The following is an 18,174-nucleotide window of genomic DNA, read 5'->3' on the forward strand; positions in this document are numbered from 1 at the left end:
ATATTAATAATGTTTATTCTAAAAAATTACTTATATTAAAAATCAGCAATTTATTCAAATTTTAAATTTACAGTTAAATATAGGGTAACACCCCTACCCTACACATTTAAAATCTACATGTTTTAATAAACCTATCTGAAGCTCTCAGATAAAACACATCGTCATAATTGATATGAGGTATTAAAAAATGAGCACTACTAATAATCAAGCAAATCAACGTAATAATCAGCAGCAACAACAGCAAAATGACAACCGTAATCAACAGCAACACGGTAACCAACAGCAAAACGATCAACAGCAACAAAATAATCAGCAGCAACAGCAAAATGATAACCGCGGCCAACAACAAGGATCTAACCAAAAAGATTCTGGCCAACAAAACTCAAATAACAACCAACAACGCTAATCGTTTTTAGTTGTTCTTTGATGCGGTCAATCATTTAGGAAGGTGAAAGCACCTTCCTAAATCAAAATATAAACATAAAATTCAATAAAATATGAGGGAATTCTGATGACAGATCAAAATACAGATCATGCTCAACTGGTAGCTGGCGATCATAACTATTCTGACTCTCGCTGGCGTGAAAGCTATCTTACTCGTCCTTATTATCAAGAAGCGCAATTAACTACACCAGATCTAGATTATGATCGTGATTTTTCTGCAGCTTATGAACTTGGTCATCGGGCTCGTTCTGAATCTAAAGAAGGAACTCAGTTTGAAGATATGGAAGGTAGCTTAAAGCAAAAATGGGAAGAGCTAAAAGCCGAGTCCCGCCTTAAATGGGAACACGCTAAACAAGCGATTAAAGATGCATGGGATGATATGTAACATTCTCAACTGGTCCAAAGCTATAAGCTTATTTCCTATTGGCCCTGGGAAATAGGCTTTTTTATTGTTTTAAAAATATGGTGGCATATTAAAATTATGATTAAGGTACTGATTTGCTAAATTTGGATCATCAAAAACTTCTTTCTTAAATTGTACGCTCACGGTTGTAGTGAGTACATGAGTCGGCTTAATAGTCACTTCCACTACATATTTATTTTGCTCGTGCTTAGCTTTTACGCCATAAATTTCAGAATCATTAATGCAAGTTCCATCTGTAAAATATACAAACATACGTACTACCTTAAATATCACTAAACATAAAGGTCCTATCAAACATAAAGCCTGACTCAGTTAATCTGGTCAGGCTTTCCTCAAAATCAACTTTGATTTTTTTTAAAATATTCAATTATTTCTTCCCCATTATTTACAGGCTTTTTCTGCGAGGGGTAAGTTTCTTCGTAGGCATAGGCGGGGAAAGTAATTTTAGCTCGAATTGGGGGGAATTTCTCTTTGCCCCCTGTGGTAATTCGCTCAATAAAACCAGCCAGCCAAAGTACAAATTCTTGAGTATTCTTACTTTTAGGAATAAGACTTAAATCCAATTTAATTTTTGACTCTTGCAAGGGCTTTATGAGTATTTCGGCAAAATCAATATAATTATATAAAAGCTTTAACTTTGTCCCCTTTATTTCTTGTCTGAGTTCGATCATCAAGTTGTTAAGATCTTCCATTGGATCATCTGTAAAACCTTTTTTTTCTTTAACATTTTGATATATTTTCTCAGCTATTTTTAAATATTGGGGCATATCCTTACCTTTATAGTTCATTATTACTAAAATGAATTTTGGATGAATATAAGTAAGCTATTGTGTTTGTTTTATTAACTTTTTGAAAAGATATATTCATTTTACAACAATTCAGTAACATTAAAAATTCCAGTCATTTAAACAACATAAATTATTGATTTATATTTTATTTTAAAATATTTGATTACTTGTTAAGTTATATTCTTTAGATAAAATAACGATAAAAAAAGCCCACTTATAAAGTAGGCTTTTTTAGTAAAAACTAATTTATTACGAGTTTTTATTCATATCATGAGAGGTCGCTGGATCACTTGCTCCATGCATGCCATCATTTCTTGAATTACGGTCTTGGCAAGCACTCATGCCCATAGCAATTGCCAGCACCATACTTACTGCACAAAATATTCTTACCATTTAAATCACCTTTATAAATATTAAAATGTAGGTTTATGAATAACATTATCTTATGTTGGCCTACCGCAGTGGTTCTCTTAACTTTTGTAGATTATGCAAGCTTTTGTAAAAACCCAAAAATATGATTAATAAAATTACATTTCTTGCAATTGAAATTTTGGTTATTTTTTGGCATGCAGTGTTTATACTACATCGTCTAGGTTATAAAAATCGAATTATTAAATAGTTTAGCCAAACGATACATCTAATTAATGACATTGACATACTATACAAATAAACAATTAATAAATATTTGATATATAAGATTAAAAAGCAACTCCAAAGGTGAAATAAAAAACAGTTATATACACATTATATTTTTTAATTTTTCTATTTTCTAAATAAAAACAGGCAAATATTTATATCAAATTATATAAATCAATCTTTTATTTTTGCAATTGACCCACCCCAATGCTCAGCTTATGATGCTCGCGCTGACCAATTTTGTCAGTCGGTTTTAGCAGACCGTCTACCTAAGTGCACTAAAAAACACGTTTTTTGGTGTGATGCCCCTCGTGCCTTTGATGGAGGAACGAGAGTGGGACACCTTCGGGTGTGCTGGTTTCTTAGGTATCAGTCTGCTAACCCTCTTTCGTTTCGCCACCATAATGATTAGCAATGAGTGGGCATAACTTCTTTTAATCAAGGAGTCACTCATGACTATTCTATATTTTTTACGTACTTTTATTGATTTTACTTACATTCGGCATTTTTTATTTGTTCAAGCATTTTTAGAGATCGTACCCATTTCTCAAAAATAAAAACTTTCTATAGAGTTCAAAAATCGTTTACTTAAATCTTTTTTCTACCCTTTTTATATAAGTTTGGGTTAAAAGTTTTAAGTATTCAAATACCACATAAAGATTAGAACTTCTATCAACATCACTTAACGATAACAACAACCCATGCAGAGTAACAACAATGTTTTTTCTCTATCGTTTTGTTTTGGTGAGCCTTGTTACACTCAGTGTTTTAAATCTGATGGGCTGCAGACCCATGAGTAAAAATGAATTTAATACACGTTGTGTTGGGGCGGGACATGACCTTTCACAGTGTAATTGTATCTATAGCTCGTTAGAGCAGCACTATTCACCACAATTTGTAGAAAGCTTACCAAAAGTGAGCTTGCAGAATATTGATACTAAAATGAATTTTGTAGAAACAATGAATAAAACTATGCAACAGTGCCAATTTAGTGCAAGGAAACAATGAGTTACTGTATAGGAGCATGCTCTACCAAAAAATCTAAAAATGCGCGAACACGATTTGGAACATATTTATCATGACCAATCCAGACAGCATGGAATTCTTCACAAGCATGAATATTCCAGTCTTCAAGAATCTTGATGAGTTGCTTTTGCTGTATTGCTTTTTGAATTTGAAATTCATTCAGCTGAGCAATACCAACACCTGACACTGCTAACTGTAAAATTGCTTCACCCTGATTTACTTTTAAAACTCTAGATGGCGTTAAGTTAATTTCCTGAGTTGCTTTTTTGAATAACCAGGTTTTGTTCTGGCGTTGATAACTTACATCTAAAAGCCGATGTGCATGTAGCTCATCCGGATGTTTGGGACAACCATACTTTTCAATATATGTAGGTGAACATACATAATATTTATGTGTACTCCCGAGTGAGCGAGCTACCAAATTGGAGCTTTTCAAAGGTCCTGTTCGAATCGCAACATCAATTCTTTGTTCAACTAAATTAATTACTTCATCACTCAAATGAGCTTCTAATTCAATTTCCGGATAGCGTTGATTAAACAAACTAATGCAAGGCAATAAAAAGTGAGTCCAATATGAAAAGCTGGTATGGATCCTAATTCGTCCTTGCGGTTTATGGTGAGCAGTAACAGATTGTTCAAGTTCATCTAAATTATTGAGTATTTGAAGGCCTTGCTCATAAAACTGACACCCTTCACTGGTAAGCTGAAACTGACGTGTTGAACGGTTCAATAGTCTGATGCCAAGTCTTTTTTCCAACCGAGAAATTAACTTACTGACTGCAGACGGCGTCATATCACATGCCCTTGCTACGGCTGAAAAACTTCCAAGCTCGACCACTCGAATAAAAATTGCCAACTCGCCAGATCGATTAATATCAAAATAAGACATAACAAAATTTATTTATGAATTGTATTCACAAATCTTATTCCGCTTAGCCCGCTATAACAAGCCAGCAATTTATTTAAAGATACCTTTAATTTGTTTTAAAGAGTTCACGAGATGAAACTTTCTCAAGCCACCGTATTTTCTTTGGTTTTATTTACAAGCTTTACACGAGCAGAAGTATCAAATAACCAATGGATCACGACTTGGTCTGCTAGCCCTCAAAAAGTCTGGAATAAAGATTTCGTTTTTCCGACACTCATTCCAGAGCAAATATCCAACCAAACAATTAGGCAGGTAAGCCAAATTAGTTTAGGTGGTGAAGCTGTTCGGCTTGTTTTTACCAATCAATATGGCGAGCAACCGCTTTATATTGATCAAACAACGATTGGTTTAGCGAACGCAGTAACTCCAAAATCTAAGAGCACCTATTCCGTTTATTTTTCTGGTCAACTTAAAGCAAAAATTTTACCTGGCAAACAACTGGTGAGTGATCCAATCAAGTTAGCTGTTCCCGATCATGCTCAATTGGTGGTGAATAGCTTTATTCAAAAGCCTACAACGTTTAAAACATTTCATTGGGATGCCAAACAAACCAGTTGGCTCATTAGTGGAAATCAGACAACAAATTTAAATGCGCCTACGAATGCAAAAACTACAACAGCACGATTATTACTGTCTGCAATCGAGGTAAAACCTAAACAGAAAGCTCGGGTGGTTGCTGTTATTGGAGACTCAATTACCGATGGAGCGACTGCAACCTTAGATGCGAATACGAGATGGACCGATTTTTTGGCTAAGCGTTTATCTCCCCATCAAGTAGCGGTAATTAATAGCGGAATTTCAGGAAATCGACTGCTTACCGATGGTATGGGCGATAGTGTTTTAAAACGTTTAAACAATGAAATATTTCAATATACAGATGTTAAAACTTTAATCGTTTTAATTGGTATAAATGATATTTCATGGCCCGGCACAGCGTTTGCTCCTAAACAGCAAATACCTTCTTTTGAAGCCTTAACTAAAGGTTATCAGCGTGTTGTAAATGAAGCTCACAAGCAAGGTATTCAGGTGATTGGTGCAACTTTACTTCCGTTTTCTGGTGCTTTACCCAATACGCCTTTAGATAATTACTATCAACCCAACAAAGATCAATTACGTCAGCGCATTAACCACTGGATAAGAACCAGTCATACATTTGATGGTGTACTTGATCTTGATGAAGGCTTAAAAGATCCAAAACATCCCAATCGTTTAAATCCCATTTATGATTCTGGAGATCATTTACATCCTAATGATCGTGGCAATCAACATATGGCGGAATTGGTAGATTTAGATCAAATTACTAAAAATTAATGATTGCCCCATCAGGTGAGCCTTTCATCTGATGGGAATAGCTATTTAGAAATCATAACTTGCTATCATGTTGAAGCGGTTATCCACCCCGTTTCGACCATCGAAAGTTTCTCGTTCGCCATATACATATTCAACACCTAAGGTAATTGGCTTGTATGGGTTATACATGGTATTTACCCAGCCCTGCCAAAGCTGTTTGTTTTGAGTCGTGCTATTGTGGTGTAATTCGGCAAAACGGTTATCGTCTTTAGCTTTCATATAGCCATAAGCTAAAGTCGAGCGAATTTTTGGCGTGAATTGATGAGTTACCCCCAAAGACACCGTATCAAATTCATTGCTATGCATGTTGTTCTGCTCATCTATTGCATAGCCACTATTGCTCCACAATAAGAAACGTCCATCGCCTTTGACATGGTAATAATCGGCTTTAAGTAAAGTATCGGGTGTCATTTGGTATTTACCGCCGAAACCTACGCCCCAAGCCCATTCACTGTCATTATTGGTTCTTTTTTCTGCAACAAAACTACGGCCTGAAAGCATCGAACCATTGGCAAATTTATGATTTAAACGCCCCACTAAAGCAGGTAAACGCATTTTGTTATCTGGGTCTGTTGCCGCAGTATATTTCGGGTCTTCAACTGATACTGCAAAACTTGTATTTGCCGTTAAATTATCGCTATAGCGAACCATTGGCGATCTAAGTAAAGCACTGCCTACAAATGTTCCTGCATCGATTGTTTCTGGGTAATATTCAGGGGCAATGAATGTCGACCATGTTTGACCAATCAACCATTTATCAAAAGTTAAATAAGCATGACGTATACGGAACTGATCACGAGTAGCCGCCCCAAAAAAGTCCATTTCTAACTTTCCACCCACATCACCAGCAGTTGTTGGTGTTTTAAAATTCAATCCGAAACGGGTCACATAAACCGTACTGTGCAATTGGTCCCTCTGGGCAGATTCTTCTGGCGTATGTTCAAGTGGAACCCCACTAATATTGTTATACATCGTAGATGCACCCTTAATTTGGTAAGAAGCATCTGCTCGTATATAACCATATAAGTTAAATTCTGTACCCGATTTAGTTAATACTTGTTGTATGGATTGTGGAGCTTGAGTAGCCACAGGAGCAACTTGTTCTACTTTTTCTTGGGTTAAAGATTTTTGAGTTTGTATATCTGCCTGTAGCATTGCCCGTAATTCGTTTACTTCTTGGCGAAGTTGCTCTATTTCAGGGTTTACTTGACCAGCAAAAGCAGAAGACATAAGCAGAGTCACAGAAACTGCCAACAAGCTTTTTTGAACCGTTGTATTTAAAACTTTCATCATGAAATTTTCCTTTAGACCTTTAAGTAGTCTTAAAAGTCTCGACATCCTTTTTGTTATGTACCTATCTAAAATAGATCCTTAAAAATTTGCCTTTCTTTCACAAGAAAGACCTTCCCTCATATTTTTTAGCCGTATCCTCCCTAACGCAGCAAAAGCAACTTTTTAATTTTCCATTTTTTATATTCTCTTCCACATTGAGAATATTCAGTTTTAACCCCTTATTTATATTCCCCAATAGTATTATTTTTTTGCAATAAACCCCTGATAAGTCAAAATTTGCGTATAAGGCTGTACACTTTCAAAGCCCGTCTTTTCCAAAAGTTTTATATATCCTTCAGTCGTTAAACTAAAAAAGTCCTCCGCCATACGCTCCAACATTTTTTGACATTGTTCTTCTGTTAACCCTTGAGCCAAGCACAAGTAACGCAATGCTTGAAGCTGCTGTGGATTTACACAAGTCATGAGGTCATAGGTAAGTAAAAGCGCTTTTTCTTTTAAGCGATCATAAATATCCTTAAAGAAGGCTGGTTTTATGTCATCTGCAATAAAATGAGCCACAAGAATAGAAAGTGCAGCATCGAAACATGGTTCCAAAGGCAGTGCTGAAGTATCACCATGTACAAAAGTGACTTGGGTAGATTTACCTAAAAGTTCAACCTGCTCCTGAGCTTTTTGCAGCATGGTTAAAGATGGATCGACTGCTGTAAATTTCCAGTTTGGATGTCTTTTAAGTAAATATTCGAGTTCATAACCCGTACCACAGCCCACAATTAAGACATGAGCATCGGGTGGCAACACCGACTGTAAAATGGCATTCACCTGTAGATGGATGACTTCATAACCCGGAATTAATTTACGAATATGCGCATCATATCCTTCAACTACTTTAGGGCTATTAAAGTCTTTTGCCATTTTGTTTTATCCCTTTTAAAACTGCTTTTCGGTTTATCATTTTCTGCACTTTGAACGAGCTTTTAACTTATTTAGTCAAAGACATTGCCCGTTAAATTAAGTTCAGCTCGCATAATTTCCTGCAATTTAAACTTTTGCGCTTTGCCAGAAGCAGTCATTGGAAACTCATTAAAAAATCGGACATAGCGCGGCACTTTATTATGAGAAATATGCTCTTTGCAAAATTGGCGAATGCTGTCTTCATCGACTTGGTGATGCTCATGCAAAATAATGCATGCGCAAAGTTCTTCACCATATTTTGCATCTGGCAAGCCAATCACCTGTACATCGCTTACATCTGGATGGGTATATAAAAAGTCTTCAATCTCTTTTGGAAAAAGGTTTTCTCCTCCGCGAATCACGACATCTTTAATGCGGCCTTTAATTTTAATAAAACCGTCTTGATCCATCTCGGCAATATCACCCGTATGCATCCAACCAGCAGCATCTATCACTTCACGGGTCTTTTCTTCTTCACCCCAATAACCGGCCATCACTGAATAACCACGAACGCATAACTCACCTAATGTGCCTTGCGGAACAATTTGTCCTTCTAAATCGACAATTTTAATTTCAACATGCGGATGAACATGCCCAACTGTGCTTACCCGTTTATCGATTGAATCGTTTACCGAGCTTTGTACACTCACTGGCGAGGTTTCTGTCATGCCATAACAAATGGTAATTTCCGACATATGCATTCGGTCTATGACACGTTGCATAATTTCACGTGGACAAGGACTACCTGCCATAATGCCTGTTCTTAAGCTCGAAAGATCAAACTCATTAAACTGTTCATGTTCTAAAGTGGCAATAAACATGGTTGGTACACCATAAGCTGCCGTGCAACGTTCTTGATGAATCGCTTTTAAAGTTTCCAAAGGATTAAATACAGCCGATGGATAGACCATGGTTGACCCATGCGTCACACACGCCAGATTCCCCATCACCATGCCAAAACAATGGAACAATGGCACAGAAATACAGACTTTATCTTGAGCAGTTAAACGGATGCCTTCACCGACAAAATAACCATTATTTAAAATATTATGGTGGGTTAACATGGTCCCTTTCGGGTTACCTGTTGTACCTGAGGTAAATTGAATATTAATGGTTTCATCAAACTGGAGCTGTCTGGCTAATTGTTTTAATTGTTCTAGCTGTTCAGAAGTTGGTGTGGTGACTAAATCACTAAAACGATAAATACCCGTATGTTGTTGGTCATCAATTTTAATGACAAATTTTAAATGCGGCAGACGCTCTGAACTGAGCACTTTATCTGGGCTATTAGTTAATTCAGGGGCAATTTTTGTGAGTAATTCTTGATAATCCGTCGTTTTGAATTGAGAAGCAATAATCAATCCTTTGCACGAGACTTTATTCAACACATATTCAAGTTCATGACTTTTATAAGCTGTATTCAGGTTAACTAAAATAATCCCTGCTTTAAAAGCTGCAAATTGGGTTACCGTCCATTCCACACAGTTAGGTGACCAAATCGCTAATCGGTCTCCTTTTTTTAATCCCAATTTTAATAGGCTACAAGCAAAAGCGTTTACTTCATCTTGTAAAGCTTTATAGGTTAATCGTCTATTTTGATGAAAACTAACGATTGCTTCCTTTTCAGCATATTGCTGACAGGCCTGATCAAATTGTTCACCAATGGTCATACCCAATAAGGGTTGTGTACTTGGTCCCGAGGCGTAGCTTAACCGTTCTTGTTGCATTGAATCATTCTCCTTGATTCTTCTAATTCTCTTCTTACCTGATCTAATTGTTGTTACTGCAACTACTTTTCCAAACTACTTATTTTGTGTTGTTTTATCCTTTATATGCCCTATTTCTTTTGCACAGCATCCACACAAAAGTCCGCAATCTGTTTTGAAAAATAGTCTTTGTGCGCATGATCAAACTTTGTATTTTGAGCTGGGTCTAGGGGTTCAACCACCACATAAGTCATAGCACCGACTACACAAAGTGCTGCTGTGTTTAAATCATCCAAGACAAACTCACCACTTGCATTTCCATCCGCAAGTATTTTTTTAATACTTTGTTTAATCAATTGCTTCACACGAAAACGCTCATGTTCAACCGTGGAATCGACAGGTTCAAACATGAGTGAATACGCAAGCTGAGGACTATTCAGTGCCCGTTTTACAAAAGTTGCCACCGCCTTGTGTAATTTCTGCTTTGCCGATAAGTCACTTTCGGTAATCGAATCGATGACCAATAGCTCTGTATTAATGGCATCAGACAAAACTTCTATTAGCACTTGGCTTTTATTATCGAAGTAGCGATAAACCAGTCCACTAGATACACCTGCTTGCTCTGCAATTGTTTGTATTTGTGCGTCCTTAAATCCTCCTTCTGAAATTATTTTTCTAGCTGAATTCAAAATCGATTTACGATTTTGCTCCATCCGCTCTTGCATTAAAGATGATCGTTTATAGCTCATAATTTATTCTCTAACAAATAAAATGAATTGTAAATCATTTTATGAATCTGTATTCACTTTTTCAAAAAATCATTGTATGGTAATTATCAAATACCCACAAAATATTTTATGGACAACAAATATAACCAATAGGATGAAAATATCATGAACCTACGCAGCTTGAATTTCGGTCTAGATGAAACTTTAATTGCGCTTCAAGATTCGGTAGCCGCATTTTGTGCAAAGGAAATTGCACCAATTGCCCAACAAGTTGATCAAGACAACAAATTCCCTGCACATCTCTGGAAAAAATTCGGAGATATGGGCCTTTTAGGCATGACGGTTTCTGAAGAATATGGCGGTGCCAATATGGGTTATTTAGCTCATATTATTGCCATGCAAGAAATTTCTCGTGCTTCGGCAGCTATTGGCTTGTCATATGGTGCTCATTCTAATTTATGTGTAAACCAAATTAACCGTAACGGTAACGGGCAGCAAAAACAAAAGTATTTACCAAAATTAATTTCCGGTGAATATGTTGGTGCCCTTGCCATGTCTGAGCCAAATGCCGGTTCTGATGTGGTCAGCATGAAATTACGCGCCGAGCAAAAAGGTGATCACTTTGTTTTAAACGGTTCAAAAATGTGGATTACCAACGGCGGTGATGCAGATGTACTGGTCGTTTACGCTAAAACTGATCCACAAGCGGGCCCTAAAGGCATGACCGCATTCTTGATTGAAAAAGGTATGAAAGGCTTTAGTCACGGCAACCACTTAGATAAGCTCGGTATGCGTGGTTCTAATACTTATCCACTGTTCTTTGACAATGTAGAAGTTCCTGCTGAAAACGTACTCGGTGGTGTGGGTAACGGGGTTAAAGTACTCATGAGTGGTTTGGATTATGAACGAGCAGTTTTAAGTGCCGGACCTTTAGGCATTATGGATGCTTGCTTAGATGTCGTTATTCCCTACTTGCATCAGCGTGAACAGTTTGGTCAGGCTTTAGGTGAATTCCAGCTTATGCAAGGCAAACTTGCCGATATGTATTCAACATGGCTTGCATGTAAAGCTCTCGTTTATGCGGTTGGTGCTGCATGTGACAAAGCAGATCATGACCGCAGCTTACGCAAAGATGCCGCAAGTGCCATTTTATATGCTGCCGAAAAAGCAACATGGATGGCTGGTGAAGCCATTCAGACTTTAGGTGGCAACGGTTATATCAATGAATTCCCTGCTGGCCGTTTATGGCGCGATGCCAAACTTTATGAAATTGGTGCGGGAACTTCTGAAATTCGCCGCATGCTAATTGGCCGCGAACTTTTCAATGAAACCAAATAATAATTATAAATAAGGACGCATCTTATGAACCAATTACAAAGCAAGATTAATGTTCGAAGCGAAGACTTCAAAACAAACCAGCAAGCCATGCAAACATTGGTCACAGATCTCAAACAGGTTGCCCAGCGTATTGCTTTAGGCGGTGGTGAAAATGCCCGACAAAAACATTTGGCTCGAGGTAAACTTTTACCCCGTGAACGTATTGATCAACTGATTGACGTCGGCACGGCATTTTTAGAAATTGGTCAATTGGCAGCGTACAACGTTTATGAAGATGATGTTCCTGCTGCCGGTGTGATTGCTGGTATTGGTCAGGTCAACGGCGTAACTTGCATGATCGTTGCCAACGATGCAACGGTTAAAGGCGGAACGTATTACCCACTTACAGTTAAAAAGCATTTACGCGCACAAGAAATTGCTGAACAAAATCACTTGCCTTGTATTTATTTAGTAGATTCAGGCGGTGCTTATTTACCAATGCAAGATGAGGTTTTCCCAGACCGCGATCACTTTGGGCGTATTTTCTATAATCAGGCACGCATGTCGAGCCTAGGTATTGCTCAAATTGCCGTGGTGATGGGGAGCTGTACCGCTGGTGGTGCGTATGTGCCTGCCATGTCTGATGAAACCGTTATTGTCCGTAATCAAGGTACGATTTTCTTAGGCGGCCCTCCTCTGGTAAAAGCTGCAACAGGCGAAGTGGTAAGCAGTGAAGATTTAGGCGGCGGCGATGTACACACACGTCTTTCAGGTGTAGCTGATCACTTAGCTGAAAATGATGAACATGCCATTGCGATTGCACGAAACATTGTTGCTAACTTAAATAAAAAGCCAAATGAGTTAAACAAGCAAATTGATGAGCCGCTGTTTGATGCATCGGAACTCTATGGCGTGGTGCCAAGTGATGCGCGTAAACCTTTCGATGTGCGTGAAGTCATTGCACGTATTGTAGACGGTTCTCGTTTTGATGAATTCAAAGCACGCTTTGGTTCAACCCTCATTACTGGTTTTGCTTCACTCTATGGTATGCCAGTCGGCATTATTGCAAATAACGGGATTTTATTTTCTGAGTCTGCACAAAAAGGTGCGCACTTTATTGAGCTATGTACACAGCGCAATATTCCATTGTTATTCCTACAAAACATTACGGGCTTTATGGTTGGTCGCCAGTATGAAAATGAAGGGATTGCAAAAAACGGCGCTAAATTAGTGATGGCAGTTGCCACCGCAAATGTACCTAAACTCACCCTGATTATTGGTGGTTCGTTTGGTGCAGGTAACTACGGTATGTGTGGCCGCGCTTATTCACCACGCTTTTTATGGACTTGGCCCAACTCTCGTATTTCAGTCATGGGCGGCGAACAAGCAGCGAGCGTACTTTCGACTTTAAAACGTGACCAGATTGAGCAAAAAGGTGCCCAGTGGTCAGCGCAAGAAGAAGACGAGTTTAAACAACCTATTCGTGAACAATACGAGCGCCAAGGCCATCCGTACTATGCTTCTGCCCGCCTTTGGGATGACGGTGTAATCGACCCAGCTCAAACCCGTCAGGTACTTGGTTTAAGTTTGGCTGCGGCCATGAATGCCCCTATCCAGCCAACCAAATTTGGCGTGTTCCGCATGTAAGAGGTGTATATGAGCTATCAATTTTTACAACTCGAACAACAAGGTCAGGTTGCCTATGTTTGGCTGAATCGCCCTGAATTGCACAATGCATTTAATACAACAGTCATTGAAGAATTGCATGCCTGCTTTAAGCAAATCAATACACGTGATGATATACGTGTGGTCGTTTTAGCTGGACGCGGTAAAAGCTTTTCGGCAGGTGCCGACCTGAACTGGATGAAACAGGCAGGTCAGGCATCTTCAGCAGAAAATGAAGCAGATGCATTAAAACTTGCCCAAATGCTTGATGCACTTGCAACACTTAAACAACCGACTATTGCCCGCGTGCATGGCATTGCCTTTGGTGGCGGCATGGGTTTGGCATCGGCATGTGATATTTGTATTGCCAGCACCGATGCCAAGTTTGCTACGTCTGAAGTTCGTTTAGGACTTGCTCCATCAACCATTAGTCCCTATGTGATTCGTGCGATTGGTGCAAGACAAGCCTCACGTTATTTCTTAACTGCCGAGCGGATTTCAGCACGTGAAGCCAAACAAATTGGTTTGGCACACGAAGTAGCAGATGCCGAAGACCTAGATAAAAAAGTTCAAGAAATTATTGATGCTCTATTACTCGGTGGCCCGCACGCTCAAACGGCCTCCAAACAACTCATTCAAATGGTGAGCAACCAGACCATGAGCAATGACTTGCTGCAACAGACAGCACATCATATTGCTCAAGTTCGTCAAGGCAGTGAGGCAAAAGAAGGTCTGAGTGCCTTTTTAAATAAACAGCAGCCTGCTTGGGTTTCTAACTCGAATAACAACAATTAAGGACGATCATCATGTTTGAAAAGATTTTAATTGCGAACCGTGGCGAAATTGCCTGCCGCGTAATTCGTACAGCTAAAAAATTAGGTATTAGAACGGTTGCCGTTTACTCAGATGCAGACGCAAATGCACAACACGTCAAACTTGCAGATGAAGCGATTTATATTGGTCAGTCCCCTGCAACACAAAGTTATTTACAGGTTGATCGTATTATTCAAGCTGCCATTGATACAGGTAGCCAAGCGGTTCACCCAGGCTACGGCTTCCTTTCTGAAAATGATCAGTTTGCACTCGCTTGCCAACAACACAACATTTGCTTTATTGGCCCGCCAGTGGATGCCATTTTAGCGATGGGCTTAAAAGCAACCTCGAAAGCTTTAATGGAAAAAGCAGGTGTTCCTTTAACACCGGGCTATCACGGAACCAACCAAGATGCCGACTTTTTAAAACAACAGGCAGACCGAATTGGCTATCCTGTTTTAATTAAAGCCAGTGCTGGCGGCGGTGGTAAAGGCATGAGTCTGGTTGAACGCAGTGAAGATTTTCTGCATGCCTTAGCCTCTTGTAAACGTGAAGCCAAATCGAGCTTTGGTAATGATGATGTCTTGATTGAGCGTTATGTGATTCAACCGCGCCACATTGAAGTGCAAGTGTTTGGCGATACACATGGCAACTACGTACATTTGTTTGAACGTGATTGTTCGGTACAACGCCGTCACCAAAAAGTGCTAGAAGAAGCCCCTGCTCCACAAATGCCAAGCGAGAAACTCGAGGCAATGCGCCAAGCTGCAATTGATGCTGCACGCGCGGTAAATTATGTTGGCGCAGGTACAGTTGAGTTTATTGTAGAACAAGACGGTACGGCGTATTTCATGGAAATGAATACACGTCTACAAGTCGAACATCCTGTTACTGAAATGATTACAGGTGAAGACTTGGTCGAATGGCAACTTCGTGTGGCCTATGGTGAACCTTTGCCTAAACTACAAAACGAATTGCAGATTCACGGCCATGCGCTCGAAGCACGTATTTATGCCGAAGAACCAGAAAAAGGCTTTTTACCAGCAATCGGTAAAATTGACTATTTGCACTACCCAACGCAAAACCAATATGTACGTGTAGACAGCGGTATTGTTGAAGGCGATGAAATCACGACCTATTATGACCCGATGATTGCCAAACTGATTGTATGGGGTAAAAACCGTGAAGCTGCGCTTATTCAAATGCAAAATGCTTTGAGCCAATTCCATGTCGATGGCTTAGGTAACAACATTGCCTTTCTTGAAAAGATTGTACGTAGCGAATCGTTTAAACAAGCTAAGCTTGATACCAACCTGATTCAACGTGAACAAAACTTCTTGTTTAGCCCTGAAGAGATCAAACCGGAACTGGTAGTGGCAGCGGCATTTATTGAGTTTTTAAGCAAACTTAATAACAACAGCTCAAGCCAAAAACAGCTTTGGCAAGCTCAACCTCTATGGCGTTTAAATATTGCTTATCAGCACAGCATTAAACTGAATTATTTAAACCAAAATATCCAAATCAAATTTGCCTCAAATGAAGATGGCTTCACCGCAGAATATAACGGCCAAAGCTACCCGATTTCAGGTCAATTGCTTGATGCACATACGGCCTCTATTCAAATTGGTGGGACTCAGCAAAAGCAACCTTTTAACCAAAGTCAGCAAGGTATTACCTTGTTCCAAAATGGTCAAAGCTATAAGTTTGCTTATATTCGCCAAGACTTTAATCAGGCAGATAGCCAAGCCGATGAAGGTCACTTAAAAGCCCCTATGCCAGGTGTGGTCACTCAAGTGCTAGTCAGTGCAAATCATAGCGTGAAGAAAGACGATATTTTAATGACGCTTGAAGCAATGAAAATGGAATATACCATCCGTGCTCCTAAAGACGGCGTGATTGTAGATTCCTACTTCCAAGTAGGTGATCAGGTCAAAGCTGGCGATGAGCTTGTGGAATTTCAACCTGCACAGGAGGAAGTTGCATGAGTGAATTTGTCAAAATCGTGGAGGTCGGTCCCAGAGACGGCCTTCAAAACGAAAAGCAGGCTTTAACAGTTGAACAACGCTTAAACTTCATTAACGATCTGATTAATGCAGGCCTGAAATCAATTGAAGTGGGTTCATGCGTTTCGGCAAAATGGGTGCCACAAATGGCTCAAAGTGACGAGCTATTTAAGTTATTACCCCAAACAGCCGATGTGCAATTTAGCCTGCTCACCCCCAATATCAAAGGTTTTGAAACTGCTCAAGCGGTCGGATGCAAAGAGGTTGCCGTGTTTACCGCAGCTTCGGAAAGCTTTACCCGCAAAAATATCAACTGTTCAATCGAAGAAAGCTTTGAGAAATTTAGCGATGTCATGAGCGCGGCAAAAGCCCATAACATCCGTGTGCGAGGTTATGTCTCTTGTATAGTCGATTGCCCTTATGAAGGCGCAATTGCCCCTGAGCAAGTCGTAAAAGTGGTTAAACGACTCTATGATATGGGCTGCTATGAAGTGTCTTTAGGTGAAACCATTGGTACCGCAACACCAGATCGCGTCCAAAAGGTATGGCAAGCCTGTCTTGCTGAGCTCGACAGCAAGGTTTTAGCCGGCCATTTCCACAACACCTATGGCATGGCGATTGCCAATATTTATCAGTCTTTACAACAAGGTATTCGCGTTTTTGACTCGTCTCTTGCAGGACTTGGGGGTTGCCCTTATGCCAAAGGCGCCTCAGGTAATGTATCGACCGAAGATTTGTTTTATTTACTATCCCACATGGGTTTTGAAACTGGCATTAATTTAGAAAAACTGATGCAAGCCAGCCAAAATATTAGCAATGTATTAAACCGAAAAAGCTTGTCGAATTATGCAAATGCTTACTGGCAAACCAAGTGTGCCTAGTCATCAATTAAAGTAGCTCAGCATCTGGTATAAAGCTGAATATTAGGTGAAATACCAGATCATCCTATCTCATCTTTATCTCATTCTGTTCAGGAATTGGGACTCAATCCCTCATGCAATTTTTTTAAAATCTATTATTTATCTTTGTATTAAATGCCTCTTTCAAAAGAAGCATTTTCTACCCTATTTTTATTCTAATCCGTATTATTCTTCATCCTTTTTCAATTGTAATCCTTAAAAAATTTATCTCATTATTTATAAAAATAAGATGCATCCATTTCAATTCTTGGAGAAATATATTCTTCTACCCAATCTAACCATGCACGTGTTTTGGCATCAATAAAATGGCGTGAAGGCAATAAGGTATAAACCCCGATATCAGGTGAACGCCACTCTGGCAAGATATGACATAATCTTCCATTTTGAACTGCATCTAAAGCCGAAAACATCGGCAATAATGCGATGCCCATATCCTGCTGCACCACATCTAATAATAACTCAGGGTTATCTGCAATGAGTTGCCCGCCAATGTCGATTTGGTAAGACTCACCACTTGTATTTAATAAGTGCCAATCTGGTGTAATAGACGAATTTACCAAGCGTAAACAGGCATGACTTTTTAAGTCTTCGGGGGACTCAGGTATCCCATGTTTTTCTAGGTAAGCAGGTGATGCACATAAAACAGAAAAAATAGTGCCAATTCTGCGTGCGACAAACCGTGAGTCTGTTAATGATTCAGTCAGATAAAGACTAACATCGACCCCTTTTGCCAACAGGTCCGGAACGTATTGTGAAGTCGTATATTCCACGGTTAATTCGGGGTAATGTTTACAAAACTCAGCCATCACTGGAAAAACATAATGATGCCCAAAGCTTCCCATACTTAACACGCGTAAACGGCCTTTGGGTTTAGAAGCTGTTCCGGTGACTTCTGACTCCGCTTCATCCACCATTGAAATGACTTGGCGACAGCGCTCTGCATAAGTCGCACCAATATCAGTGAGGGCCTGCTGGCGCGTTGAGCGTTGTATTAATTTTGTACCTAAGCGTGTTTCTAGCTCGCTGATAAGACGTGAAACCTGTGCTGTGGTCAGATCCATCTGCTCAGCTGCTGCTGTGAAACTCCCGCTATCAATCACTTTCAGGAATGCATGCATAGCATGCAATAGTCCACCATCGAGATTTTTGCGCATAACGTAAATATGTTTTCCTAAATTACGG

The 18,174-nt window shown here is 39.3% G+C and carries 18 protein-coding genes; 9 read left to right on the forward strand and 9 right to left on the reverse strand.

Translation table 11 applies throughout. From position 1 onward, the window contains the following. Positions 1 to 187: 187 nt before the first annotated feature. Together J671_RS20265 and surA1 are read left to right on the forward strand one after the other, a co-directional pair. Entirely contained in the window at positions 188 to 406 is a 219-nt protein-coding gene (locus J671_RS20265; protein ID WP_000108361.1) for a hypothetical protein, read from the forward strand. A gap of 105 nt (positions 407 to 511) precedes the next feature. Then, complete coding sequence (surA1, locus tag J671_RS20270) at positions 512 to 829, forward strand: surface antigen protein 1 (protein WP_002048358.1); 318 nt, start codon at positions 512 to 514, stop codon at positions 827 to 829. A gap of 69 nt (positions 830 to 898) precedes the next feature. On the opposite strand, the gene J671_RS20275 is transcribed toward surA1, so the two are convergent. The 3 genes from J671_RS20275 to J671_RS25985 all read right to left on the reverse strand — a co-directional run bounded on the left by J671_RS20275 (position 899) and on the right by J671_RS25985 (position 2,049). After that, positions 899 to 1,120: a hypothetical protein gene (locus J671_RS20275; protein WP_002048363.1), complete on the reverse strand. Its 222-nt coding sequence runs from the start codon at positions 1,118 to 1,120 to the stop codon at positions 899 to 901. A gap of 86 nt (positions 1,121 to 1,206) precedes the next feature. After that, the gene (locus J671_RS20280; protein ID WP_031983239.1) at positions 1,207 to 1,635 is read right to left on the reverse strand and encodes a hypothetical protein; all 429 of its coding nucleotides are present in this window, start codon (positions 1,633 to 1,635) and stop codon (positions 1,207 to 1,209) included. Between the two features lie 270 nt (positions 1,636 to 1,905). Further along, positions 1,906 to 2,049, reverse strand: coding sequence for a hypothetical protein (locus J671_RS25985; RefSeq protein ID WP_004887681.1), 144 nt, complete (start codon positions 2,047 to 2,049; stop codon positions 1,906 to 1,908). 960 nt (positions 2,050 to 3,009) lie between these two features. Here J671_RS25985 and J671_RS20290 point away from each other — a divergent pair. Then, positions 3,010 to 3,300 carry a hypothetical protein gene (locus J671_RS20290; RefSeq protein WP_004709395.1) on the forward strand — a complete coding sequence of 97 codons (291 nt, stop codon included), beginning with the start codon at positions 3,010 to 3,012 and terminating at the stop codon, positions 3,298 to 3,300. Between the two features lies 1 nt (position 3,301). On the opposite strand, the gene J671_RS20295 is transcribed toward J671_RS20290, so the two are convergent. Continuing rightward, positions 3,302 to 4,207, reverse strand: a complete 906-nt coding sequence (locus J671_RS20295; protein WP_004887683.1) for a LysR family transcriptional regulator — start codon at positions 4,205 to 4,207, stop codon at positions 3,302 to 3,304. 111 nt (positions 4,208 to 4,318) lie between these two features. Between J671_RS20295 and J671_RS20300 the strand changes: the two genes are divergently transcribed. Continuing rightward, entirely contained in the window at positions 4,319 to 5,557 is a 1,239-nt protein-coding gene (locus tag J671_RS20300) for an SGNH/GDSL hydrolase family protein (RefSeq protein WP_006581665.1), read from the forward strand. Positions 5,558 to 5,602: 45 nt separating this feature from the next. Here the strand turns inward: J671_RS20300 and J671_RS20305 are convergent, their stop codons facing one another. From J671_RS20305 to J671_RS20320, 4 genes are all read right to left on the reverse strand, one after another. Beyond that, positions 5,603 to 6,886, reverse strand: coding sequence for a DcaP family trimeric outer membrane transporter (locus tag J671_RS20305; protein ID WP_009501081.1), 1,284 nt, complete (start codon positions 6,884 to 6,886; stop codon positions 5,603 to 5,605). Between the two features lie 243 nt (positions 6,887 to 7,129). Continuing rightward, on the reverse strand, positions 7,130 to 7,801 hold the full coding sequence (locus tag J671_RS20310; RefSeq protein ID WP_004887689.1) for a class I SAM-dependent methyltransferase: 672 nt from the start codon (positions 7,799 to 7,801) through the stop codon (positions 7,130 to 7,132). A gap of 71 nt (positions 7,802 to 7,872) precedes the next feature. Next, complete coding sequence (locus J671_RS20315; protein ID WP_004887690.1) at positions 7,873 to 9,567, reverse strand: AMP-binding protein; 1,695 nt, start codon at positions 9,565 to 9,567, stop codon at positions 7,873 to 7,875. A 110-nt stretch (positions 9,568 to 9,677) separates the two neighbouring features. Then, complete coding sequence (locus J671_RS20320) at positions 9,678 to 10,295, reverse strand: TetR/AcrR family transcriptional regulator (RefSeq protein WP_000120687.1); 618 nt, start codon at positions 10,293 to 10,295, stop codon at positions 9,678 to 9,680. A 144-nt stretch (positions 10,296 to 10,439) separates the two neighbouring features. Between J671_RS20320 and J671_RS20325 the strand changes: the two genes are divergently transcribed. Genes J671_RS20325 through J671_RS20345 form a run of 5 tightly spaced genes read left to right on the forward strand, consistent with a single transcriptional unit; the run spans position 10,440 to position 16,953 of the window. After that, the gene (locus tag J671_RS20325) at positions 10,440 to 11,612 is read left to right on the forward strand and encodes an isovaleryl-CoA dehydrogenase (protein WP_004887693.1); all 1,173 of its coding nucleotides are present in this window, start codon (positions 10,440 to 10,442) and stop codon (positions 11,610 to 11,612) included. Positions 11,613 to 11,636: 24 nt separating this feature from the next. Continuing rightward, entirely contained in the window at positions 11,637 to 13,238 is a 1,602-nt protein-coding gene (locus J671_RS20330) for a carboxyl transferase domain-containing protein (protein ID WP_004887694.1), read from the forward strand. Positions 13,239 to 13,247: 9 nt separating this feature from the next. Continuing rightward, positions 13,248 to 14,051, forward strand: coding sequence for an enoyl-CoA hydratase/isomerase family protein (locus J671_RS20335; RefSeq protein ID WP_004887697.1), 804 nt, complete (start codon positions 13,248 to 13,250; stop codon positions 14,049 to 14,051). Between the two features lie 11 nt (positions 14,052 to 14,062). Continuing rightward, positions 14,063 to 16,054, forward strand: a complete 1,992-nt coding sequence (locus J671_RS20340) for an acetyl/propionyl/methylcrotonyl-CoA carboxylase subunit alpha (protein ID WP_031952489.1) — start codon at positions 14,063 to 14,065, stop codon at positions 16,052 to 16,054. Continuing rightward, positions 16,051 to 16,953 carry a hydroxymethylglutaryl-CoA lyase gene (locus J671_RS20345; protein WP_004887701.1) on the forward strand — a complete coding sequence of 301 codons (903 nt, stop codon included), beginning with the start codon at positions 16,051 to 16,053 and terminating at the stop codon, positions 16,951 to 16,953. The genes J671_RS20340 and J671_RS20345 overlap by 4 nt, the downstream gene beginning before the upstream one ends. Positions 16,954 to 17,204: 251 nt before the next feature. Here the strand turns inward: J671_RS20345 and J671_RS20350 are convergent, their stop codons facing one another. Beyond that, complete coding sequence (locus J671_RS20350; protein WP_031983242.1) at positions 17,205 to 18,146, reverse strand: LysR family transcriptional regulator; 942 nt, start codon at positions 18,144 to 18,146, stop codon at positions 17,205 to 17,207. Positions 18,147 to 18,174: the final 28 nt, after the last annotated feature.

This window comes from Acinetobacter sp. 1130196 (assembly GCF_000588095.1).
Lineage (GTDB): Bacteria > Pseudomonadota > Gammaproteobacteria > Pseudomonadales > Moraxellaceae > Acinetobacter > Acinetobacter nosocomialis.

Excerpts from the sequence above, each read along its gene's own strand:
- J671_RS20310 (WP_004887689.1), bottom strand. The coding sequence starts at position 7,801 with ATGGCAAAAGACTTTAATAGCCCTAAAGTAGTTGAAGGATATGATGCG.
- J671_RS20350 (WP_031983242.1), bottom strand. The coding sequence starts at position 18,146 with ATGCGCAAAAATCTCGATGGTGGACTATTGCATGCTATGCATGCATTC.
- J671_RS20265 (WP_000108361.1), top strand. The coding sequence starts at position 188 with ATGAGCACTACTAATAATCAAGCAAATCAACGTAATAATCAGCAGCAA.
- J671_RS20300 (WP_006581665.1), top strand. The coding sequence starts at position 4,319 with ATGAAACTTTCTCAAGCCACCGTATTTTCTTTGGTTTTATTTACAAGC.
- J671_RS20325 (WP_004887693.1), top strand. The coding sequence starts at position 10,440 with ATGAACCTACGCAGCTTGAATTTCGGTCTAGATGAAACTTTAATTGCG.
- J671_RS20315 (WP_004887690.1), bottom strand. The coding sequence starts at position 9,567 with ATGCAACAAGAACGGTTAAGCTACGCCTCGGGACCAAGTACACAACCC.
- J671_RS25985 (WP_004887681.1), bottom strand. The coding sequence starts at position 2,049 with ATGGTAAGAATATTTTGTGCAGTAAGTATGGTGCTGGCAATTGCTATG.
- J671_RS20290 (WP_004709395.1), top strand. The coding sequence starts at position 3,010 with ATGTTTTTTCTCTATCGTTTTGTTTTGGTGAGCCTTGTTACACTCAGT.
- J671_RS20345 (WP_004887701.1), top strand. The coding sequence starts at position 16,051 with ATGAGTGAATTTGTCAAAATCGTGGAGGTCGGTCCCAGAGACGGCCTT.
- surA1 (WP_002048358.1), top strand. The coding sequence starts at position 512 with ATGACAGATCAAAATACAGATCATGCTCAACTGGTAGCTGGCGATCAT.
- J671_RS20340 (WP_031952489.1), top strand. The coding sequence starts at position 14,063 with ATGTTTGAAAAGATTTTAATTGCGAACCGTGGCGAAATTGCCTGCCGC.
- J671_RS20275 (WP_002048363.1), bottom strand. The coding sequence starts at position 1,120 with ATGTTTGTATATTTTACAGATGGAACTTGCATTAATGATTCTGAAATT.
- J671_RS20320 (WP_000120687.1), bottom strand. The coding sequence starts at position 10,295 with ATGAGCTATAAACGATCATCTTTAATGCAAGAGCGGATGGAGCAAAAT.
- J671_RS20335 (WP_004887697.1), top strand. The coding sequence starts at position 13,248 with ATGAGCTATCAATTTTTACAACTCGAACAACAAGGTCAGGTTGCCTAT.
- J671_RS20305 (WP_009501081.1), bottom strand. The coding sequence starts at position 6,886 with ATGAAAGTTTTAAATACAACGGTTCAAAAAAGCTTGTTGGCAGTTTCT.
- J671_RS20280 (WP_031983239.1), bottom strand. The coding sequence starts at position 1,635 with ATGCCCCAATATTTAAAAATAGCTGAGAAAATATATCAAAATGTTAAA.
- J671_RS20295 (WP_004887683.1), bottom strand. The coding sequence starts at position 4,207 with ATGTCTTATTTTGATATTAATCGATCTGGCGAGTTGGCAATTTTTATT.
- J671_RS20330 (WP_004887694.1), top strand. The coding sequence starts at position 11,637 with ATGAACCAATTACAAAGCAAGATTAATGTTCGAAGCGAAGACTTCAAA.